The organism is Arthrobacter sp. MDB1-55 (assembly GCF_059092925.1).
Genome location: NZ_JBNHID010000004.1, coordinates 22,315 through 40,442, shown reverse-complemented (window position 1 = coordinate 40,442; position 18,128 = coordinate 22,315). Strand labels below are relative to the sequence as shown.

Annotated in this window: 14 protein-coding genes; 2 read left to right on the top strand and 12 right to left on the bottom strand. The window is 65.2% G+C overall.

Features of this window, described 5'->3' with window-relative positions; genetic code table 11:
• Positions 1–26: 26 nt before the first annotated feature.
• The 7 genes from gatB to AC5RU3_RS14770 form a co-directional block, all read right to left on the bottom strand.
• Entirely contained in the window at positions 27–1,541 is a 1,515-nt protein-coding gene (gatB, locus tag AC5RU3_RS14800) for an Asp-tRNA(Asn)/Glu-tRNA(Gln) amidotransferase subunit GatB (protein ID WP_493966056.1), read from the bottom strand.
• A complete protein-coding gene (gene gatA, locus AC5RU3_RS14795; protein WP_493966055.1) occupies positions 1,542–3,041 on the bottom strand; it encodes an Asp-tRNA(Asn)/Glu-tRNA(Gln) amidotransferase subunit GatA in 1,500 nt (499 codons plus the stop codon).
• 3 nt (positions 3,042–3,044) lie between these two features.
• Complete coding sequence (gatC, locus tag AC5RU3_RS14790) at positions 3,045–3,341, bottom strand: Asp-tRNA(Asn)/Glu-tRNA(Gln) amidotransferase subunit GatC (protein ID WP_309071388.1); 297 nt, start codon at positions 3,339–3,341, stop codon at positions 3,045–3,047.
• Between the two features lie 90 nt (positions 3,342–3,431).
• Positions 3,432–3,929, bottom strand: a complete 498-nt coding sequence (locus AC5RU3_RS14785; protein ID WP_309071387.1) for a GNAT family N-acetyltransferase — start codon at positions 3,927–3,929, stop codon at positions 3,432–3,434.
• 126 nt (positions 3,930–4,055) lie between these two features.
• On the bottom strand, positions 4,056–4,550 hold the full coding sequence (locus AC5RU3_RS14780; protein ID WP_309071386.1) for a GNAT family N-acetyltransferase: 495 nt from the start codon (positions 4,548–4,550) through the stop codon (positions 4,056–4,058).
• Between the two features lie 91 nt (positions 4,551–4,641).
• Positions 4,642–5,097, bottom strand: coding sequence for a DUF2087 domain-containing protein (locus AC5RU3_RS14775; protein WP_309123919.1), 456 nt, complete (start codon positions 5,095–5,097; stop codon positions 4,642–4,644).
• A gap of 94 nt (positions 5,098–5,191) precedes the next feature.
• Positions 5,192–6,658, bottom strand: coding sequence for a CitMHS family transporter (locus tag AC5RU3_RS14770; RefSeq protein ID WP_493966054.1), 1,467 nt, complete (start codon positions 6,656–6,658; stop codon positions 5,192–5,194).
• A gap of 192 nt (positions 6,659–6,850) precedes the next feature.
• Here AC5RU3_RS14770 and AC5RU3_RS14765 point away from each other — a divergent pair, with 192 nt between their 5' ends.
• Positions 6,851–8,581, top strand: coding sequence for a sensor histidine kinase (locus AC5RU3_RS14765; protein WP_493966053.1), 1,731 nt, complete (start codon positions 6,851–6,853; stop codon positions 8,579–8,581).
• Positions 8,571–9,233, top strand: a complete 663-nt coding sequence (locus AC5RU3_RS14760) for a response regulator (RefSeq protein WP_493966052.1) — start codon at positions 8,571–8,573, stop codon at positions 9,231–9,233. Before AC5RU3_RS14765 ends, AC5RU3_RS14760 begins: the two co-directional genes overlap by 11 nt.
• A gap of 40 nt (positions 9,234–9,273) precedes the next feature.
• Here AC5RU3_RS14760 and AC5RU3_RS14755 read toward each other — a convergent pair whose 3' ends face one another.
• From AC5RU3_RS14755 to AC5RU3_RS14735, 5 genes are all read right to left on the bottom strand, one after another.
• Positions 9,274–10,113, bottom strand: a complete 840-nt coding sequence (locus tag AC5RU3_RS14755; RefSeq protein ID WP_309071381.1) for an inositol monophosphatase family protein — start codon at positions 10,111–10,113, stop codon at positions 9,274–9,276.
• Entirely contained in the window at positions 10,110–12,266 is a 2,157-nt protein-coding gene (gene ligA, locus AC5RU3_RS14750) for an NAD-dependent DNA ligase LigA (protein WP_458117146.1), read from the bottom strand. Before ligA ends, AC5RU3_RS14755 begins: the two co-directional genes overlap by 4 nt.
• Positions 12,267–12,419: 153 nt before the next feature.
• On the bottom strand, positions 12,420–12,689 hold the full coding sequence (locus AC5RU3_RS14745) for a WXG100 family type VII secretion target (RefSeq protein ID WP_026544706.1): 270 nt from the start codon (positions 12,687–12,689) through the stop codon (positions 12,420–12,422).
• 191 nt (positions 12,690–12,880) lie between these two features.
• The gene (locus AC5RU3_RS14740; RefSeq protein ID WP_493966051.1) at positions 12,881–17,320 is read right to left on the bottom strand and encodes a type VII secretion EssC family protein; all 4,440 of its coding nucleotides are present in this window, start codon (positions 17,318–17,320) and stop codon (positions 12,881–12,883) included.
• A 99-nt stretch (positions 17,321–17,419) separates the two neighbouring features.
• Entirely contained in the window at positions 17,420–18,127 is a 708-nt protein-coding gene (locus tag AC5RU3_RS14735) for a flagellar basal body rod protein FlgC (RefSeq protein ID WP_309123916.1), read from the bottom strand.
• Between the last annotated feature and the right edge of the window lies 1 nt (position 18,128).

Genomic DNA, 18,128 nt, shown 5'->3' with positions numbered 1-18,128 from the left:
TCCTGTCAGTCGTCCGAACGGCTTGGCTACCCTTCGACTCCGAGCCGCTCCAGGATCAACTGGCGGACCCGGCCGGCGTCTGCCTGGCCGCGGGTTGCCTTCATGACCCCGCCGACGATAGCGCCGACCGCCTGCAGCTTTCCGCCGCGGATCTTATCCGCAACATCGGGCTGGGCCGCAAGGGCGCCGTCAATCGCTTCGAGGAGGGCGCCGTCGTCGGACACAACTTCGAGGCCCCTCTGGGCCACCACTTCGGTGGGCGTGCCCTCGCCGGCGAGCACGCCGTCGAGCACTTCACGGGAGAGCTTGTCGTTGATCTTGCCGGAGTCGATGAGACCCTGAAGTTCCACGATCAGGGCCGGAGTGACGCCCAGCTCAGCGGGCTCGAGGTCGGCGACCTTGGCACGGCGGGAGATCTCGCCCATCCACCACTTGCGGGCGGTTGCGGGCTTCACGCCTGCAGCGACGGTCTCCTCGATGGAGTCCATGACGCCGGCGTTGACCACGTCGCGGAATTCGGCGTCGGAGTAGCCCCAGTCAGCCTGCAGGCGCTTGCGGCGTGCGGCGGGCGGTTCGGGGAGTTCGCTGCGGAGTTTCTCGATCCACGCGTCGTCGGTCACCACGGGCACCAGGTCCGGCTCCGGGAAGTAGCGGTAGTCGTCGGCGTCGGACTTGGGACGTCCCGCCGTCGTCGACCGGGTGTCCTCATGCCAGTGGCGCGTTTCCTGCGTGATGGTGCCGCCGGCGTCGAGCACTGCGGCGTGGCGCTGGATCTCGTACCGGACAGCGTGCTCGACGGCGCGAAGCGAGTTCACGTTCTTCGTCTCGGTCCGCGTACCGAACTTCTCCTGGCCCTTGGGCTTCAGTGACACGTTGGCGTCGCAGCGAACGTTCCCGCGTTCCATGCGGGCATCCGATACGCCGAGGTTCTTGACGATCTCGCGGATGGCGGCGACGTAGGCCTTCGCGAGCTCGGGAGCACGCTCACCGGCACCGACGATGGGCTTCGTCACGATCTCGACGAGGGGAACCCCGGCGCGGTTGTAGTCGACGAGTGAGAACTCGGCGCCCTGGATTCGGCCGGTGGAGCCGCCCATGTGGGTGAGCTTGCCGGCGTCCTCCTCCATGTGCGCCCGTTCGATCTCGATCGTGAAGACAGTGCCGTCGGCGAGCTCGATGTCGATGGAGCCGTCGTAGGCGATCGGTTCGTCATACTGCGAGGTCTGGAAGTTCTTCGGGGTGTCCGGGTAGAAGTAGTTCTTCCGGGCGAAGTGGCATCGCTCGGCGATCTTGCAGTTCAGCGCGAGGCCGATCTTGATCGAGGACTCGACCGCCACGCGGTTGATGACCGGAAGCACGCCGGGCAGGCCCAGATCCACCGGAGTGACGTTGGTGTTCGGGGTGTCACCGAACGCGTTCGGTGCGCTGGAGAACATCTTGGTGCGGGTGTTGAGCTCAACGTGCACCTCGAATCCGAGTACCGGATCGAACTTCTCCATGGCCTCTTCGAAGGACAGGATTTCGGCGGTTTCAGAAGTCATTTATTTCACTCCAGCGATCTCTGGTGCCTGTGCCAGCAGGGGTCCGCCCCAGGTGTTTTCGAGCAGGGTCTCCAGTGCCGCGCCCGCCCGGTAGAGCCGGGCGTCCTCACGTGCGGGGGCCAGGAACTGGATCCCGACGGGCAATCCGTCCGAGAGTCCACCCGGAACCGAGATGCCGGGAACTCCCGCCATGTTCGCCGGGATGGTCGCGACGTCATTGAGGTACATGGCCAGCGGATCGTCCAGCTTCTCCCCCAGCTTGAATGCCGTGGTGGGAGCCGTCGGTGAGATGAGCACGTCCGCCTGGGTGAACGCCGCGTCGAAGTCGCGCTGGATGAGGGTGCGCACCTTCTGTGCCGAGCCATAGTAGGCGTCGTAGTAGCCGGCGCTGAGCGCGTAGGTGCCGAGGATGATGCGGCGCTTGACCTCGTCTCCGAAGCCGGCGGCGCGGGTGGCGCCCATGACGCGCTCAATGGTGGGAGCGCCGTCTGGCACGACGCGCAGTCCGAAGCGGACGCCGTCGTACTTTGCGAGGTTGCTCGATGCCTCCGAAGGCATGATCAGGTAGTAGGCGCCCAATGCGTACTTGAAGTTGGGACAGGAGACCTCAACGACGTCGGCACCGGCCTGACGCAGCAGGTCCAGGGCTTCGTTGAAACGTGCCTGAACACCCTCCTGGTAGCCCTCCCCCTGGAGTTCCTTGATGACGCCGATGCGCATGCCCTTGACGTCGGCGTTGCGGGCAGCTTCAACGAGGGCGCCGACCGGGTCGGTCAGCGAGGTGGAGTCGTGGGGGTCGTGTCCGCCGATGACCTCGTGCAGCATGGCCGAGTCAAGGACCGTGCGGGTTACGGGACCGATCTGGTCGAGGGACGACGCCATGGCGATGGCACCATACCGGGAGACGCCGCCGTACGTCGGCTTGACGCCTACCGTTCCGGTGACTGCTCCGGGTTGGCGGATGGAACCACCGGTGTCGGTACCCAGGGCGAGGGGTGCCTCGAAGGCCGCGACAGCTGCGGCCGATCCGCCGCCGGATCCTCCCGGAATACGCTCAAGGTCCCAGGGGTTGCGGGTCGGTCCGTAGGCCGAATGTTCCGTGGACGAGCCCATGGCGAACTCGTCAAGGTTGGTCTTGCCGAGGATCGGCATCTTGGCGTCGCGGAGGCGCCGGACCACCGTGGCGTCGTACGGGCTGTGCCAGCCCTCGAGAATCTTGGACCCTGCCGTGGTGGGCTGGCCCTTGGTCACGATCAGGTCCTTGACGGCGATCGGCACGCCGGCGAGCGGGTGCATTGCGTCGCCGAGCGAACGCTCTTTGTCCACCTCGGAAGCGACGCGCAGTGCTTCGTCGGTGTTGACGTGGAGGAAGGCGTTGATGGCCGGATCGACCTCGCCGATGCGGTCAAGGTGCGCCTGGACGGTTTCGACTGCCGAGATCTCGCGGGAAGTGAGCTTCTCCGCGAGTTGGGCAGCGCTGAGCCTGGTGAGATCGGACATCGTTTACTCCTCGTCCAGGATTGCGGGGACCTTGAAGCGGCCGTCCGCGTTGTCGGGGGCACCGCTCAGAGCCTCGTCGTTGCTGAGGGTTTCGCCAATGACGTCATCCCGGTAGACGTTGCTCAACGGGATGGGGTGGCTGGTCGCCGGAACGTCGTCGCCGGCCGCTTCGCTGACCGCCTTGACGGAATCGACGATGACGGCCAGTTCACCGGCCATCCGGTCCAACTCCTCGGCGCTCATGTCGATGTGTGCGAGCCGGGCAAGATGCGCGACGTCCTCACGGGTGATCTCGGGCATGTTTCTCCAGGATCTTGAATGGCATGGGGTTTCGGGTTCTAGTCTATGCGCGCTTCAGTCCGTCACCGGACTGCGAAGGGGGCACCTCGATCACAGCTCCAGTCGGAAGACCCACAGCTCGATGTCCTCACCCGGTACCCACCAGTCGCGGCTGGGCACCCTCTCGAAACCGAGCGACTCGTACAGTCGATGCGCACGCACCATGTCCGTGCCGCTCGTCAGGCTGACTGCCTCTACGCCGTCGACGGTGCGGGCGTAGTCAATGATCCACTCGACCATCCGGCGCCCGTAGCCTCCTCGCTGGACGGCCGGGTCAACGGCGAGCATACGGAACTCCAATTCACCGGCGATGGCAATATCCGTGTAGCGCTGACCCTCGAAAGTGATCGCAAACGACCCGATCACGACGCCGTCATCCTCGCCCACCCAGACCTCGGCGTGCTCAGCCCGGTGCTCGACGTCGGCGAGCACCTGCACATAGGGGTGGTCGGCCGCGTCGAAGTAGCCGGCGTGAAGGTAGGCGTCGCGGGTGATCCGGCGGACGTCGTCGTAATCGTTCTCCGTTACACGACGGATGGTGAGGGTCATTGGTTATGCCTTGTTCTGGGAGGGCGCCGAAATGCGCCTATCCATTGTGCCCTGTCCCGAGCCGAAGTACGGCTTGCGCACATGACGAACCCACAGAGGGTTGGAACCAGCGCCCTCCTGACGCCGTCAGAGGGCGAGCTTGTACACGTGCAGAGAGAAGGAGTCAGACAGCACGAAGTCGCGGGACGGCATGCGGACGAAGTTCATCTCCTCATACAGCTTGTGCTGTCCGTCCATTTGCGGCGCGATAGTCAGGACCACACCTGACAGATCCGGGTCCCGGCGTGCACGGTCGATGACCTCACGGACCAGCGCATGCCCGATTCCCTTGTGCTGCTGGTCCGGGGCAACAGCCAGCATACGGAACTCGAGTTCACCGTCGTGGGCGACGTCACTGAAGTCACCGCCCGCCCTGGTCATGAACACGGAGCCGACAATTGCTCCGTCCGATTCCGCTACCAGCAGCGAGGCGCCCGCATAGCCCCGGTTCTCGATAGCACCGAGGATGTGGTTGTAGGCGTAGTCGTCGTCGATGTATCCGGCATCCGCGTAGGCGGCCACGGTGATGCGCCTGATCTCGGCGTAATCGTTCTCGCCGGCCTGCCTGACCGTAATGTCCATGAATGACTCCTCCGGGGTAGGACACCGATGATCCGAGTGTGGCAGATCAGCCGTGCGACTGTGACCGGACCAATGCAACGATCAGGTTAAGTTAGGCGACCTCTGAACGCCGGTACCCGGTTCCGTCCGCATTCCGTACAAGGTACCCGTAATCGACCAGCGCGCGCCTCAGCGTAGGGATATCGCGCGTAACAGTGGCGATCAGCAGGTTGACCTGCGGCTCGGTCAGCTCCTGCCCGCCCGGAAACAGGCGATCGGCCAGGTGCTCGAGCACTGACAGCCGGTCGGCATGCCCCGCCGGAAGTCCGTCCAGACGTCCTTCACGAAAGAACCTGTCGACGCCCTGCGGCCGCGGGGCTGATGCGGCTGCCAGGAGCTCCTTGAACAGGGCGTCATTGACCGAACCGTCGGCATCAAGCAGTCCTGACTCGATGAGCTTTGCTCGCTCCTTTGGCTGCACTTCAGGATCCTCTCCCAGCACCGCGTGGGCGTATGCCTCACGCAGCCTTGTGGAGGCCAGTGTCGAAAACACTTTCTGCCAACTCATGGTTATACCCGGGATCTGATGCGGGGACAGGTTATGCCGTGCTGCCAGCCAGCGTGCGGCAGCACCGCAGCCACAGCAGCACGGCAGCTACAGGTTAGCCGATTCCAATCGCTCCGGTCAGCATGCCGATTCCCAGCATCAGCAGCGACACAACGGCGCTGCGCCACAGAACCTTCTTGTGGTGGTCCCCCAGATCAACCTTGGCCAGCGACACGAGGAGGAGGATCGCTGGGACGAGGGGGCTCTGCATGTGGAAGGGCTGGCCGGTAATCGAAGCGCGTGCCATTTCAGCAGCACTGATCCCGTAGTGACCTGCGGTCTCGCTCAGAACTGGCAGTACACCGAAGTAAAAGGCGTCGTTGCTCATGAAAAACGTCATGGGGATGCTGAGGACGCCGGTGATGACTGCCAGGAAGGGGCCCATGCTGGACGGGATGATCTGCACCAGCCAGGCGGACATTGCCTCGACCATGCCGGTACCCGTCAGGACGCCGGTCAGGACCGCGGCCGCCATGACCATGCTGACTACTGCAACGACCGACGGCGCGTGGGCAACAAGTTGCGCGCTCTGGTCCTTGACGTGGGGAAAGTTCACCAACAGAGCAATCGCGGAGCCCACCATGAAGACGTACGGCAGGGGTACAAGGTCGGCGATGAGCATGCCCATTACTGCGACGGTGAGCGCAAGGTTGAACCACTGCAGCTTCGGACGGAGGGTACTGCGGTTCGGGTCCAGGGAGGTGCCCGCCAGAGCGTTATCGCGAACATCCGCTACAGGCTCGGTACCTTCCAGTACAGCGACGGAAGAACCACCGACGGCGGGAGCCGCTCCCCCGGGGTTGGTTCCCGGACGTCCGCGGCCCGCGTACGAACCGCCGACACCGGAACGGCCGGCGGGGGCACCGCCGTCGAACGTGTCAGGCGCTCCCCAGAGCTCGGGCTGCGTGGCGCGGAGACGGTTGCGCTCCTGGATGCCGAGCATCCAGGCGAAGGCAAGAACCAGGGCGATGCCACCAAGGAGGGAGGGCAGCATCGGAACGAAGACATCGTTGACGTCGATGTTGAGTGCGGTGGCTGCCCGGGCGGTCGGTCCACCCCAGGGCACGATGTTCATCGTGCCGTTGGCGAGGCCGGCCACACAGGTCAGCACCACAGGGCTCATCTTCAGCCGAAGGTAGATCGGCAGCATAGCGGCCGTGGTGAGGATAAAGGTCGTGGAGCCGTCACCGTCAAGAGATACTGCGGCAGCGAGGAGCGCGGTACCGAGGACCACTTTGGCGGGATCATTGCCCAGTTTCCGAAGGATGAAGCGAACCAGCGGGTCAAAGAGGCCGACGTCGATCATCAAACCGAAATAGATGATGGCGAACATCAACAGGGCTGCTGTTGAGGTCATCGACTTCATCGATTCCATGACCATCTCGCCGATGCCAAGGCCTGCACCTGCGAAAAGACCGAAAATTGTGGGGACGATGATCAGCGCCAGCACCGGCGACAACTTCTTCGTCATGATCAGCACCATGAACACCGCGATCATCGCGAATCCAAGTATTACCAGCACGGCCGGCTCCTTCTGTGTGAACAGCGGCACAGCAATGTGACGCGTGATACAAACTGTAGGGTGACCGCCGTCACGGCAGTGCCTTTGGTTGATTTGATTGACATACTGCTTGTTGCGAGCATTTTGCTCATTGTGCTCACCCACCGAAGGGCGCCACGTCCGATCGCCCCCGCACCCGCTTAAAGGAGGACCGTGCCGCGTCCCAGGCCGCGCCCCGCGCTGCGGTTCTCCACCCAGACACTCCTGCTGCAGCTGGCGGTGGTATTGCTCGTGGTCCTGCTCAGCGCCGCCGTCCACGCCTGGCTGACCTATGAGCGGGCGGGCGACGAGGCGGAGGCCCAGGCGCTAACCCTTGCCAGGACGGTGGCGTCGGATCCGTCCGTCAGGGCGGACGTGCTGGCCATCAGCCGACAGGAGGGGACCCCTCCGGCCGCCCAGCTGGCCGCCGGCCCCCTGATGGCCACCGCGGAAGCAGCCCGTACACGGACCGGAGCGTTGTTCGTGGTCATCACCGACGACACCGGGCTTCGCCTCGCCCATCCCGATCCTGCGCGGCTCGGGGAGCAAGTCAGTACCGATCCCACCGAGGCCCTGGCAGGGCGCGAGGTCACCACCCGCAACACAGGCACACTGGGGCCTTCCGCCGGAGCCAAAGTTCCTGTCTACGCCCCCGACAGCTCAGCCGTGGTTGGAGAGGTCAGCGTCGGCTACTCCATGGAGACCGTGAGCCAGAGCGTAGCCCAGGACGTGGGACCAGTTGCCCTGACTGCCGCCGGCGCCCTGTTGGCCGGCGTGCTTGGCTCCTTCCTGCTGCGTCGGCGGCTGCGCCGACTCACCCTGGGTCTGGAACCCGAGGAGATCAGCACCCTGGTCCATGACCAGGTGGCTGTGCTTCAGGGTGTGGACGAGGGCGTGATCGGTGTTTCCGCGGACGGGAGAATCAGCGTCTTCAACGCAGCAGCACAGCGGCTACTGGGGCAGGAGGACCTGGCAGGAACGCGGTGGGAGGACGCGCCCGTCCCGGATCAGCTCAAGGCCCTGACAGAGCCGGGCGCCGGTTCCGCTTCCCCTTCCGCTGTCGAGCTTGTAGCCGGTGAGCGCGTACTGGTCGCCAGCGCCCGCAAGGCCCTTCATCGGCGCGAGGACCTGGGATGGGTGCTCATGCTGCGGGACCGCACGGAGCTGCAGCAACTTACCCGGCAGCTGGACGCGGTGGGAACCATGTCCACTGCGTTGCGCGCCCAGCGGCACGAGTTCGCCAACCAGCTCCACACCATCGCCGGGTTCATGAGCATCGGTCAGCACCAGCAGGCCCGCGAATACCTGGCGCGGTTGGCAGCGACGGGGCCTCTGAAGTTCCCGGTAGACCAGGCCGAACTTCTTCAGGACCCATATCTGCAGGCCTTCGTGGGCGCAAAAGGGGTTGAGGCCGACGAGCGCGGCGTTGCCTTGCGCATTGGGCCGGAAACACTGGTCCGAGGGCAGGTCACAGCTGCGCAGGACGTCACAACGGTTCTAGGCAACCTGATTGACAACGCCGTCAATGCCGCTGTGGCCGGAACAGGAACCCCCCGCTGGGTTGAGGTGGAAGTGATGGATGAACCGGGCGACGACGGCGGGACACTTCATGTGGTGGTTGCCGACTCGGGAGACGGGCTGGCGCCGGGAACCGACACCGAGGCAATCTTTGCCGAAGGCTTCACTACAGTTTCCGGCCCCGTCCGTGCCGGCGGCGGCCAGGGGTTCGGGCTTGCGCTGGTGCGCCAGCTGGCACGGCGCCGCGGCGGGGACGTCCGGTTGCTTGAGCCCGGTACGCCCGGCGGGCCGGGAGCGGTCTTTATGGCTTCCCTGCCCGGCACGACCGCGGCGGCGAAGGATTCACGGGGGAACGATGGAGCAGGAAAGGACGATCATGGCCGATGACTTCCGTGTGCTGATAGTCGATGACGACTTCCACGTGGCCAAACTGCACGCCGCGTACGTGGATTCGGTGGCCGGGTTCCTGGCGCTGGCCCCGGTGGGAACAGCATCGCTGGCGCTGCAGTCGGTCCACAGCCTCCGTCCGGACCTGGTGCTGCTTGACGTCTACCTGCCCGATGCCTCCGGACTCGACCTACTCCAGCAGCTGGACGTGGACACCGTGATTCTGAGCGCAGCCTCCGACCCTGCCTCCGTCAGCGCCGCCTTCCGCCGCGGCGCGCTCGGCTACCTCTTGAAGCCGTTCACTGCCGAATCCCTCTCACAGCAGCTGCGGTCGTACGCCAGGTACCGCCGCCTTCTGTCTCAGCCGGGGGCACTGGACCAGGATGCCGTGGAACGCGCCAAGCGATCGCTGATCCCGGGCGACGTCACTCCGTCGTCTAAACCCCGATCAGCCACGGAGGCAGCGGTCCTGGATTCCTTCGTTCCCGACGAGCAGTACTCCGCCGTGGAGGTCGCCAACCGGGTAGGCGTATCGCGGGCCACCGCGCAGCGGTATCTGTCCTCGCTGGCGGACGACGGCGCGGTGGAAATCCAGCTGCGCTACGGGACGACGGGCAGGCCGGAGCACCGCTACAGCCTGCCGCCTGCATGACCTGCATGACCTGCATGACCTGCAGTCGAAGGATCCTCGGTCAGTAAGCGGCGGACCGCGCCTCGAGCTCCGCGGCACGCTCTACTATGGCCTGCGAACCAGCCGCAGTGAACGCCGAGAACCGTTCGTGCTCATCCGGTCCGCCATCCAGTGCCGACGTCAGGACGGGACGGCGAACGACGGCCCCGGCCTCCTCCGCGATGAGCGCAGCGGCCGCCCAGTCGTGTTCATTCAGTCCACGCTCGATGTAGGCGTCCAGCGTTCCATCGGCGACCATGCAGAGGTCAAGGGCCGCCGACCCGATCCTCCTCAGGTCCCCGTGGCCCGCGACGAGTTCGCCGAGCTCCCCGAGTTGGTGCGTCCGTTGCCCGGGGTGGTAGCTGAACCCACTACCCACGATGGCGCCTGCGCGTCCTGCAACAGGTCCGTGCAACTCGCGCACCTGTCCGCGTTCCCGCACCCAGGCGCCCTGGCCCTTCGAGGCCCAGTAGACCCGGTCCAGCGCCGGCGCGTGAACCACGCCGGCCAGCCACTCTCCCCCGCTGTCAACCGCCGCTACCGACGTGGCGTAGTAAACAATGTTGCGGATGAAATTGGTAGTGCCGTCCAGCGGGTCGACGGACCACCGGATCCCGGACGCCTGGCCTTCCGGAACCGTGGTTCCGAACTCCTCGCCCGTAATCGCATCATGCGGTCGGGAACGCCAGATCACATCACGGACGGCCCGTTCGGCAGCGGTGTCAAAAGCGGTGACCCAGTCACTGTCAGAACTCTTGTTCTCGGCTTCAAGGACGCCGTTACCGCGCCTCTGCAGCACCTGGGCACCGGCTTCAGCGGCTTGCAGCGCGACGTGAAGCAGTTCGGCAGGGCTGGCGCTCATACGGTTCCTTCCTCCAGGAGCCTTCGGAAACCGTCTTCATCGAGAATGGTCAGCCCCAGCTGCTCTGCCTTGTCCAATTTGGTCCCGGCATTTTCCCCGGCCACGACGTAGCTGGTGTTCTTCGATACCGAACCGGATGCCTTGCCCCCGCGCTGGATGATTGCTTCCTTCGCTTCGTCACGGCTGAACCCCTCCAGCGACCCGGTGACGACGACGGTGAGCCCCTCCAGCGTGCGGGGCATGGACTCGTCCACCTCGTCGGCCATCCGGACCCCGTCCTCAGCCCATCGATCGACGATCTCGCAGTGCCAGTCTTCAGCGAACCATTCCTTCAGTGCTGCGGCGATGGTGGGTCCAACGCCGTCGACGTTGGCGAGTTCTTCCTCGCTGGCACTGCGGATCCTCTCCATCGATCCGAATGCGGTGGCCAGAGCCCGTGAAGCCGTCGGCCCCACATGGCGGATGGACAACGCAACCAGTACACGCCACAGCGGCTGGGACTTGGCCTTCTCCAGTTCCACAAAAAGCTTTCGTGTGGTGGCCGTGGGTTCGGAGGGTTTCTTGGCGCTGCCCCTCGTGTAGAAGTACGGCACCAGCTCCTGGCCGTTCACAACGCCCTTGACCTTCTTGTCACGGACTATCCGCACATCGGCGAGCTTCTCAGGAGTCAGACGGAAGAGGTCGGCTTCGGTGGTCAACGGAGGCACGGCAGGTTCGGCAGGCTGGGTGAGTGCAATGGCCGCTTCCCAACCGAGCGCCTCGATGTCGAACGCACCCCTGCCGGCGACGTGGAACACGCGCTCCCGCAGCTGCGACGGGCAGGATTTGGCATTGGGACACCGAATGTCGACGTCGCCCTCTTTCGCAGGCGCCAGCGGCGTGCCGCAGGACGGGCACACCGTTGGCATCACGAATTCGTAGGGCGGCGGATCCTGTTGGGCCCGCAGCGCAACTACAGGGCCGACAATCTCAGGGATGACGTCACCGGCTTTGCGCAGCACGACGATGTCACCGATGAGGACTCCCTTGGCCTTTACAACCTCCTGGTTGTGCAGCGTGGCCATCTCCACTGTGGAACCGGCCACCTTGACCGGAGTCATCAGCCCGAATGGTGTGACGCGTCCGGTACGCCCGACATTGACGCGGATGTCCAGGAGCTTGGTGTTCACTTCCTCGGGCGGGTACTTGTACGCCACAGCCCATCGTGGCACGCGCGAGGTGTGGCCGAGCGCGCGCTGGAGCGCGAAGCTGTCCACCTTGACCACAATGCCGTCGATCTCATGCAACAGGTCATGCCGGTGCTCGCCGTAGTGCTCAATGAAGTCGAGAACCTCCTCATAGGATCCGAACACCTTGAAGTAGGGCGACACGGGCAGCCCCCACTGCTCAAGCAGGCGATACGTCTCGGACTGACTTTCGGATTCCAGCCCCTCACGGGCACCGATGCCGTGCACATACATGTCCAGCGGCCGCTGGGCCGTGAGCGCGGGATCCTTCTGCCGGAGTGAACCCGCTGCAGCGTTGCGGGGATTGGCGAAGGGGGCCTTGCCTGCCTCGACCATGGACTCGTTGAGCTGGGCGAATTCCTTCGAGGGGAAGAACACCTCGCCGCGGATTTCGACCTCCGCAGGATGGTTGGATCCGTTGAGCTTGCGCGGGATGGTCTTGATGGTGAGCACGTTGTGCGTGATGTCCTCGCCCGTTGCGCCATCCCCCCGGGTGGCCGCCCGCACCAGCTCACCGTTGCGGTAGAGCAGGTTGACGGCGAGTCCGTCGATCTTCAGCTCGGTGAGCCAGGAGACCGTGCTGCCCGGACGTTGGGACTGGATGCCTGCTTCCGCCCGCCGGACCCATGTCTCCAGCTCCTGGGTGGAGAAAACATCCTCCAGGCTGTACATGCGCTGCAGGTGCTGAACCGGCGCGAAGGCTGCGGACACATCGCCGCCGACTTCCTGGGTGGGCGAATCATTCGAGATCAGTTCCGGGTGTTCGGCCTCGATCTGTTCGAGCCTGCGAAAAAGCACGTCGAACTCGGCGTCCGAGATAACCGGTGCGTTTTCGTTGTAGTACGCAAAGCGGTGGCGCCTCACCTCCTCCACGAGCCGGGCGTACTCCTCCTTGAGCGAGTCTGCCGGCACCTCATCGGCGGGCAGCTCAACCTCGGAACGTTCTTCGGACTGCTCATCGGCGTGTTGGTTCACTGTGGCCACGGTTCCTATCTTGCCCCAGACCACGGACAGTTGCGGGCGTTAATGAGGGAACGGCCCGCAGCCGAAGCTGCGGACCGTTCTGCCGTACCGGGAAACTTACGCGTTCGAGGTGGCTTCCTGATCCTGGCGGTTGCGCTGTACGGTCGCGCTGACTTCCTGCAGCTGTGCTGCAATCTGGGTCAGCTGCGCGCGGTGGGTTTCCCACTCGCCGCGGAAGCGCTCGGAGTCCGGGCCGACCCAGGCGGTGTTGCCGAGCTGCTGGGTCAGCTGGTTGGCGGTCTGGTTCAGTTCTTCGGACTTCTGGGTAAGCAGCTGTGCCAGCTGTCCCATCTGCTCCGGGTTATTACCGTGTGTAACGTTGCTCATTGTCCCCACCTTTCGTTGTGGCGGTCCGGCATTTCCGGAACCGCCCTGCCCTTCCGGGATGTCCCTCGCGGGCTCCCCGTTTGGGCGACTGACTACAACCTATCCAAGCCCGTCGAGAGGTGTCGATGGGGACCGCTCCCCAAGGAGCTCTACCCAAGGAGCACTACCCGTCCGGGCGCCGGACCGTTGTGTCAGTCCAGGCCGCCCATGGTTGTGGCGACCTGTAGCTTGTATGCCTTGCCCCGACCGACAACGTAGCCGCGTCCCGGTATGAAGCGGTTACCCGCAGTTCTGCCCAGCGACGTGTTCAGCAGCGTGTCGCCGTCGAGCTCGTTCGGGTTGAGCAGCAGTCCCCGCCTGCCGGACTTGAATGGACCGGACAGGTTCCAGGCGCTGGACCAGGTGGACGTTTCCGCCTCGCCGACCACCCACTGACCCGACTTCACAGCCGTCTTCACCAGCGAGGACAGTTCCAGTTCCGCCAACGAATCGGTGAACTCGGTCAGGCCCTCGATGAAGAACGCGACCGAACCTTCCGGACCATCGACCAGCGTGGTGAGCCTCGCCAGTTCCGGCTGCACCAGGGCAGCGGTGGCGTACGCCTCGTCCCACAGACCGAGTGATGCAACCGTGGAGCGCCGCGCCCCGAGATAGATCCGTTTCACATGCGGCGAGGACTTTTGCAGTGCCGCAGCCAGAGTCACCAGCGCCACCGTGCGTCCCGACCCCGGCGGACCCGACACCATGAACGCACCCGTAGCGGAGACCGCGGCGGGCTCAAGGTTGAAGTCATCAACACCAATGACCGCCAAGCCCGTCTCAGCCGCGGGCAGCACATCGAGGTCGATCGACTCGGGCAGGCTGAGGACGCCCGGCGCCTGCGGAACACCCTGGCGCAGCATGGCGTCGCGCATGCGTTCCACCTCGCGCGCTTGCAGTTCGAGGTTGGCGTTGCCGCCGAAGACCGCAAGCTGCACCTCGAGCCCGTCAAGCAATCCACGCCCGGGAGGCGACGAGCTGGAGAGTACGTCACGGGGCACGCCCAGCGTCGAGTAGTCGTCCTTCCCCGCCATGCGCAGGATGATCCGTCTGCTGATCGAGGCCGCCAACGACGGCGGGAGGGAGTTGGTGCGCTCTCCGGTGACGACAATGTGCACGCCCATGGGACGGCCGTCCGTCGCAATCTGCTGGAACAGTTCGAAGTGGCGCTCGCGCCCCTTGAACTCGTAGTTCTCACGGAAAGTGGTAATGCCGTCAACAAGAAGCAGGATCCGCGGTTCCTCCGGACGGTTGGCCAGCCGACGGTACTCCGTAATGGTTCCCGCCCGGACCTCGGCGAACCGGTCGGAACGCTCGTTGATGACGCCACGCAGGTAGCGAAGCAGCCGGCCGATCCGCTCGGAATCTTCGCCATCGAGCACCGCGCCGACGTGCGGCAGCTGGCCGAGCATCTGGAGGCCGTTCGAGGCGCAGTCGATCCCGTACACCTGCACCGGACCACCGCGCACGGTGACGGCTGAACCGATTGCCAGCGTCCGCAACGCCGTCGACTTGCCTGAGCCGCCGGATCCAAGGATCGCGAGGTTGCCGTCGACGTCGGGCTGGTAGAAAACGGTGGGCTGCGCCTGGTGCTCCGGGTCGTCCACCACTCCGAGCAGCAGCGACTCGTCCGTTCGGGGGTTCGGCAGCTTCGAGAAGTCATAGGCTTCCGCTAGTTCAGCAAGCCACGGCTTACGCGGAGGCTTGATGCCCAGTTCCAGTGCAGCCTGGGAAACATTGCCCACGATCCGGGCGATGTCATTGGGGCCGCCGGGCTCAGCGACAACCTCGTCCCCTGCAGACTCCCAACGGGTGCCCGAGCCGAAGTTCATCTCGACGACGTCGATCCGTGGGCGCGCCGGCGCCCGGGTGGTCCAGCCTCCGGCGTAACCGGTCTGGAAGCTCTGGATACGGCCGGGGCCGGTCTTCGCCGCACCGCGCCCAGGAATCGACGGGCTGAAGTAGGCGGCCATCGGCGTACCGAGGATGTCCTGGGAGTCGTCCGTGTCCGCCATGCGAAGCGCGATGCGGAGATTCGTGTTGGCGCGCAGGTTGTCCTTGATGACGCCGGAGGGCCGCTGCGTGGCCAGGATCAGATGGAGACCAAGTGACCGGCCACGGGCTGCGATGTCCACCACGCCGTCGACGAACTCGGGCACCTCCCGTGCGAGGGCAGCGAACTCATCGACCACGATCACCAGTGACGGCGGTGTTTCAGGGTCGGCGTCGCGCTCCATGGCGAGCAGGTCCTTGGCCTTCTTGCGGTTGAACAGATGCTCCCGGTAGTGCAGTTCCGCCCGTAGGGAGGTCAGTGCGCGGCGCACCAGGTGCGGCGACAGGTCGGTGACCAGGCCAACGGTATGCGGCAGCTTCACGCAGTCCGCGAACGCCGCCCCACCCTTGTAGTCAACGAAGAGGAAGGAGAGTCGGTCAGGGCTGTATGCGGCGGCCATGCCGAGCACCCAAGACTGCAGGAACTCAGACTTGCCCGCGCCCGTCGTTCCGCCGACGAGGGCGTGCGGCCCTTCCGTCTTCAGGTCCAGGTACATCGGCTCGACGCCCTTTGAACCCACCAGGGCACGCAGCGAGCCCTGATGCTTGCGGTTGGGCACGGCGCGGGACGCAACCGAATTGTTTTCGGTCCAGCGGTCCGCGACCGCCGTCGTCGCCTCCACCAGTTCGTGGCCCGCAAGGGTGACGTAGGAGACCGCGCGTGGAAGATCGGAGTCGTCCTCAACAGGCTTTCCGACGTCGACGACGGGGGTCAGCATCCGAGCCAGCTGCCCCGCCAGCTCAAGGTCCACGCTCTCGCAGCTGACCGGCGTCGACAGTTCTCCGAGCCGTACCTGGCCGCTGACATTCGCCGCGTCGCCGTCGACGAAGAGGAAGTCGCGGCATGCTGCGGGCAGGGCGGCCACCGTGCCTGCAATCCAGAGGACGTGGACACCCACGTCTGCCCCGGCTTCTGCGATACGGGTCAGGCGGGCGCGGTCCGCCGTGACGTCGTCCTCGACGATCACCAGCACCGAGGGCGTGACCGGGACCGGGTAGTTCAGTTCCTTCCGTGGGTCCAGGCGGCCACGCAGCGCGACGCCGGACCGTTCAGCTGCCCGGACGGACACCAGATCCTCGAGCCGTGACAGCAGCAGGCCGGCTGCTGCGGGTCCGGCGGCAAGGTGGTCCCCCGTCAGCGGGCTGTGCACGGATCCGGTGTGCGGCAGCCACTGCAGCCAGCCCCAGCGCTCCTTCGACTGGACCGAGGTCAGGGCGACCACTGCCAGCTCTGCCGGCGAGTGCAGACCGATGGCCTGCACCACCAGTCCGCGTGCGACGTCGTCCACGACCCCGCGTGCCCCGGCGACGCCCAGTGCACCGGACAGGCGGAGGCTGGCGACAATCGGCACATCGTCGATGTAGCCGTATTCCTCCGCTGCGTCGCGAATCTCCTCGGAGAATTCAGGGAGGGTGTCGGATCCGGCGGGTTCGGACAGTTCGATTCGTGACGGCGCGCGGCCGGTGCCGAAGCGCATCGTCAGGAAGAAGTCATGCTCCGGCCGGTGGGTCCACAGGAGGGGGCCCAGCTTGTAGATGGCGTCGACCGTGTCCGCCACGGAGGGTGCTTCGGCATGCCGGACCGCCCACTCAACCTTCCTGGTCCGCTCAATATCGCTGCGGAAGAACGCCATGGAATCACGGAACTGAGCCACGGCTTCACGGAACGTGCGCTTGGCGTTGATCCGCTGGTCGAGGTAACTGCCCACCAGGATCATCGGCATCATCAGGATGAAGATGAGGCTGAACGGGCTGCGCGTGATGGAGAACATGATGGCGCCCAACAGGATAGGCGCGATCAGGAGCAGATACGGGAAGCGCATGGGGTTGGGTCTGCGCGGTCCGGCCGGGAGCTGCTTGGGCTTTTCGTCGAAGGCGGGCACCACCCGCGGCGACCGGTTGAACTCGATCACCGGATTGGTCGGATCCGCAGAATAGGAGCGGGTCAGCGGCACCACGGCAAGGGTGGTATCGCCGAGCGTGACCTCGTCTGCCGAAGTCAGGGCAGTACGCGCCACTCTTGTACCGTCCATGAGCAGCCCGTTGGCCGAGTTGGTGTCGATAATCTCGATACCGTCCGCAACGTTGATCCGCGCGTGCCGTTTGGACATCATCGGGTCGGAAAACCTGATGTCACAGTTGCGGTCGCGGCCCAGGTAGCTGGCGCCGGCGGGCAGTGAGAACTCCTTGCCCGCATCCGGCCCTGACAGCACCCGCAGCGTGGCAACAGCCGGCCCGCGGTCCTGGCCCGGCACGTTGAACTGGTCGCTGACGCGGCTGATCGTCACGGTGGAGCCCGGCCGGAGGCCGGACTCGAAAAGGCTGACATCCGGGTTGAGTGTCCGGCCGCGCATACCGCCGGCAACGTACGATTCCTCGACCGTCAGGGACAACTGCCCGGGCGGCTCGGCTCCGGCACGCGCGGGATCCGCGACGTACAGCTCGCGGGCGACGTCGCTCACGGTGGCGAGCCCGTCGACGGTGACAGCGAGATCCCTCGCCGGGTCAGGGTCACGCCGCAGGGTCAGGCGCAGCTTCATGCAGGAACACTCCTGTGAGTTAGAGGGATGTCAGGTACCAAACCAACACGGACGACGACGGCACACGGTGCAGCTTCGAAAAGCCCGGCGCCGGATGCGTCAGTCCTCGTCGGCCTTGCCCTTCATTTTTTCGAGCAGGTGTAGATCCTCGGGCGTGACGATGTGCGAGGTCACCGCATGTTCCACCAGCCGGGCACGCCGGTTGGTGGCGAGCTTCCCGCCGCCGCCGCGCAGACCCACCACGCCGACCCGGTCCAGTTTGTCGCAGACGTTGTCGAGCTTGCGGTTGAACTTGGTCAACGCCCATCCGAGCCGCTGCGCCGCCGCCGCGGACGAGGGTATGGAACTGAAGCCGGTTCCCTCGCGGCGCAGCATGGGTTCGGCGAGCGCGACGATCAGCGCCCGCTGCGAATCCGTGAAGCGTACGGGGCCGATTGTCGTGGTGCCCGAGCCGTCGTCGACCTGCCGCTCCTGGCGGAAGGCAGGGGTCTTGAGGTGCACATCGAACTCGTAGGTGGTGGGACCGGCGGTGAACACCACGCGCGTCTGGCCGAAGACCAGCGGAATGCGCGCTCCCGGTGCCACCCAGGCCTGCATTCCGCCGGTGGTGTCTGCGACCGTCGCCGAGAGCATCGTGCCCACGTTGTTGAGCCACCAGATCCCGTTCTGATGGGCAATCTGGAGGAACTTGCGGTGCAGGTAGGGATTGTCGTCGACCTCGAGGTCACCCTCGCGGCCGATGTTGAAGGGCTCGTCGTCCTTCGGTTCATGCCATTCACCGCAAAAATCTATTGCAAGTTCCCCCACA

Coding starts and splice junctions, on each gene's coding strand:
- gatB (WP_493966056.1), bottom strand. CDS start 1,541: ATGACTTCTGAAACCGCCGAAATCCTGTCCTTCGAAGAGGCCATGGAG.
- gatA (WP_493966055.1), bottom strand. CDS start 3,041: ATGTCCGATCTCACCAGGCTCAGCGCTGCCCAACTCGCGGAGAAGCTC.
- gatC (WP_309071388.1), bottom strand. CDS start 3,341: ATGCCCGAGATCACCCGTGAGGACGTCGCGCATCTTGCCCGGCTCGCA.
- AC5RU3_RS14785 (WP_309071387.1), bottom strand. CDS start 3,929: ATGACCCTCACCATCCGTCGTGTAACGGAGAACGATTACGACGACGTC.
- AC5RU3_RS14780 (WP_309071386.1), bottom strand. CDS start 4,550: ATGGACATTACGGTCAGGCAGGCCGGCGAGAACGATTACGCCGAGATC.
- AC5RU3_RS14775 (WP_309123919.1), bottom strand. CDS start 5,097: ATGAGTTGGCAGAAAGTGTTTTCGACACTGGCCTCCACAAGGCTGCGT.
- AC5RU3_RS14760 (WP_493966052.1), top strand. CDS start 8,571: ATGGCCGATGACTTCCGTGTGCTGATAGTCGATGACGACTTCCACGTG.
- AC5RU3_RS14755 (WP_309071381.1), bottom strand. CDS start 10,113: ATGAGCGCCAGCCCTGCCGAACTGCTTCACGTCGCGCTGCAAGCCGCT.
- AC5RU3_RS14745 (WP_026544706.1), bottom strand. CDS start 12,689: ATGAGCAACGTTACACACGGTAATAACCCGGAGCAGATGGGACAGCTG.
- AC5RU3_RS14740 (WP_493966051.1), bottom strand. CDS start 17,320: ATGAAGCTGCGCCTGACCCTGCGGCGTGACCCTGACCCGGCGAGGGAT.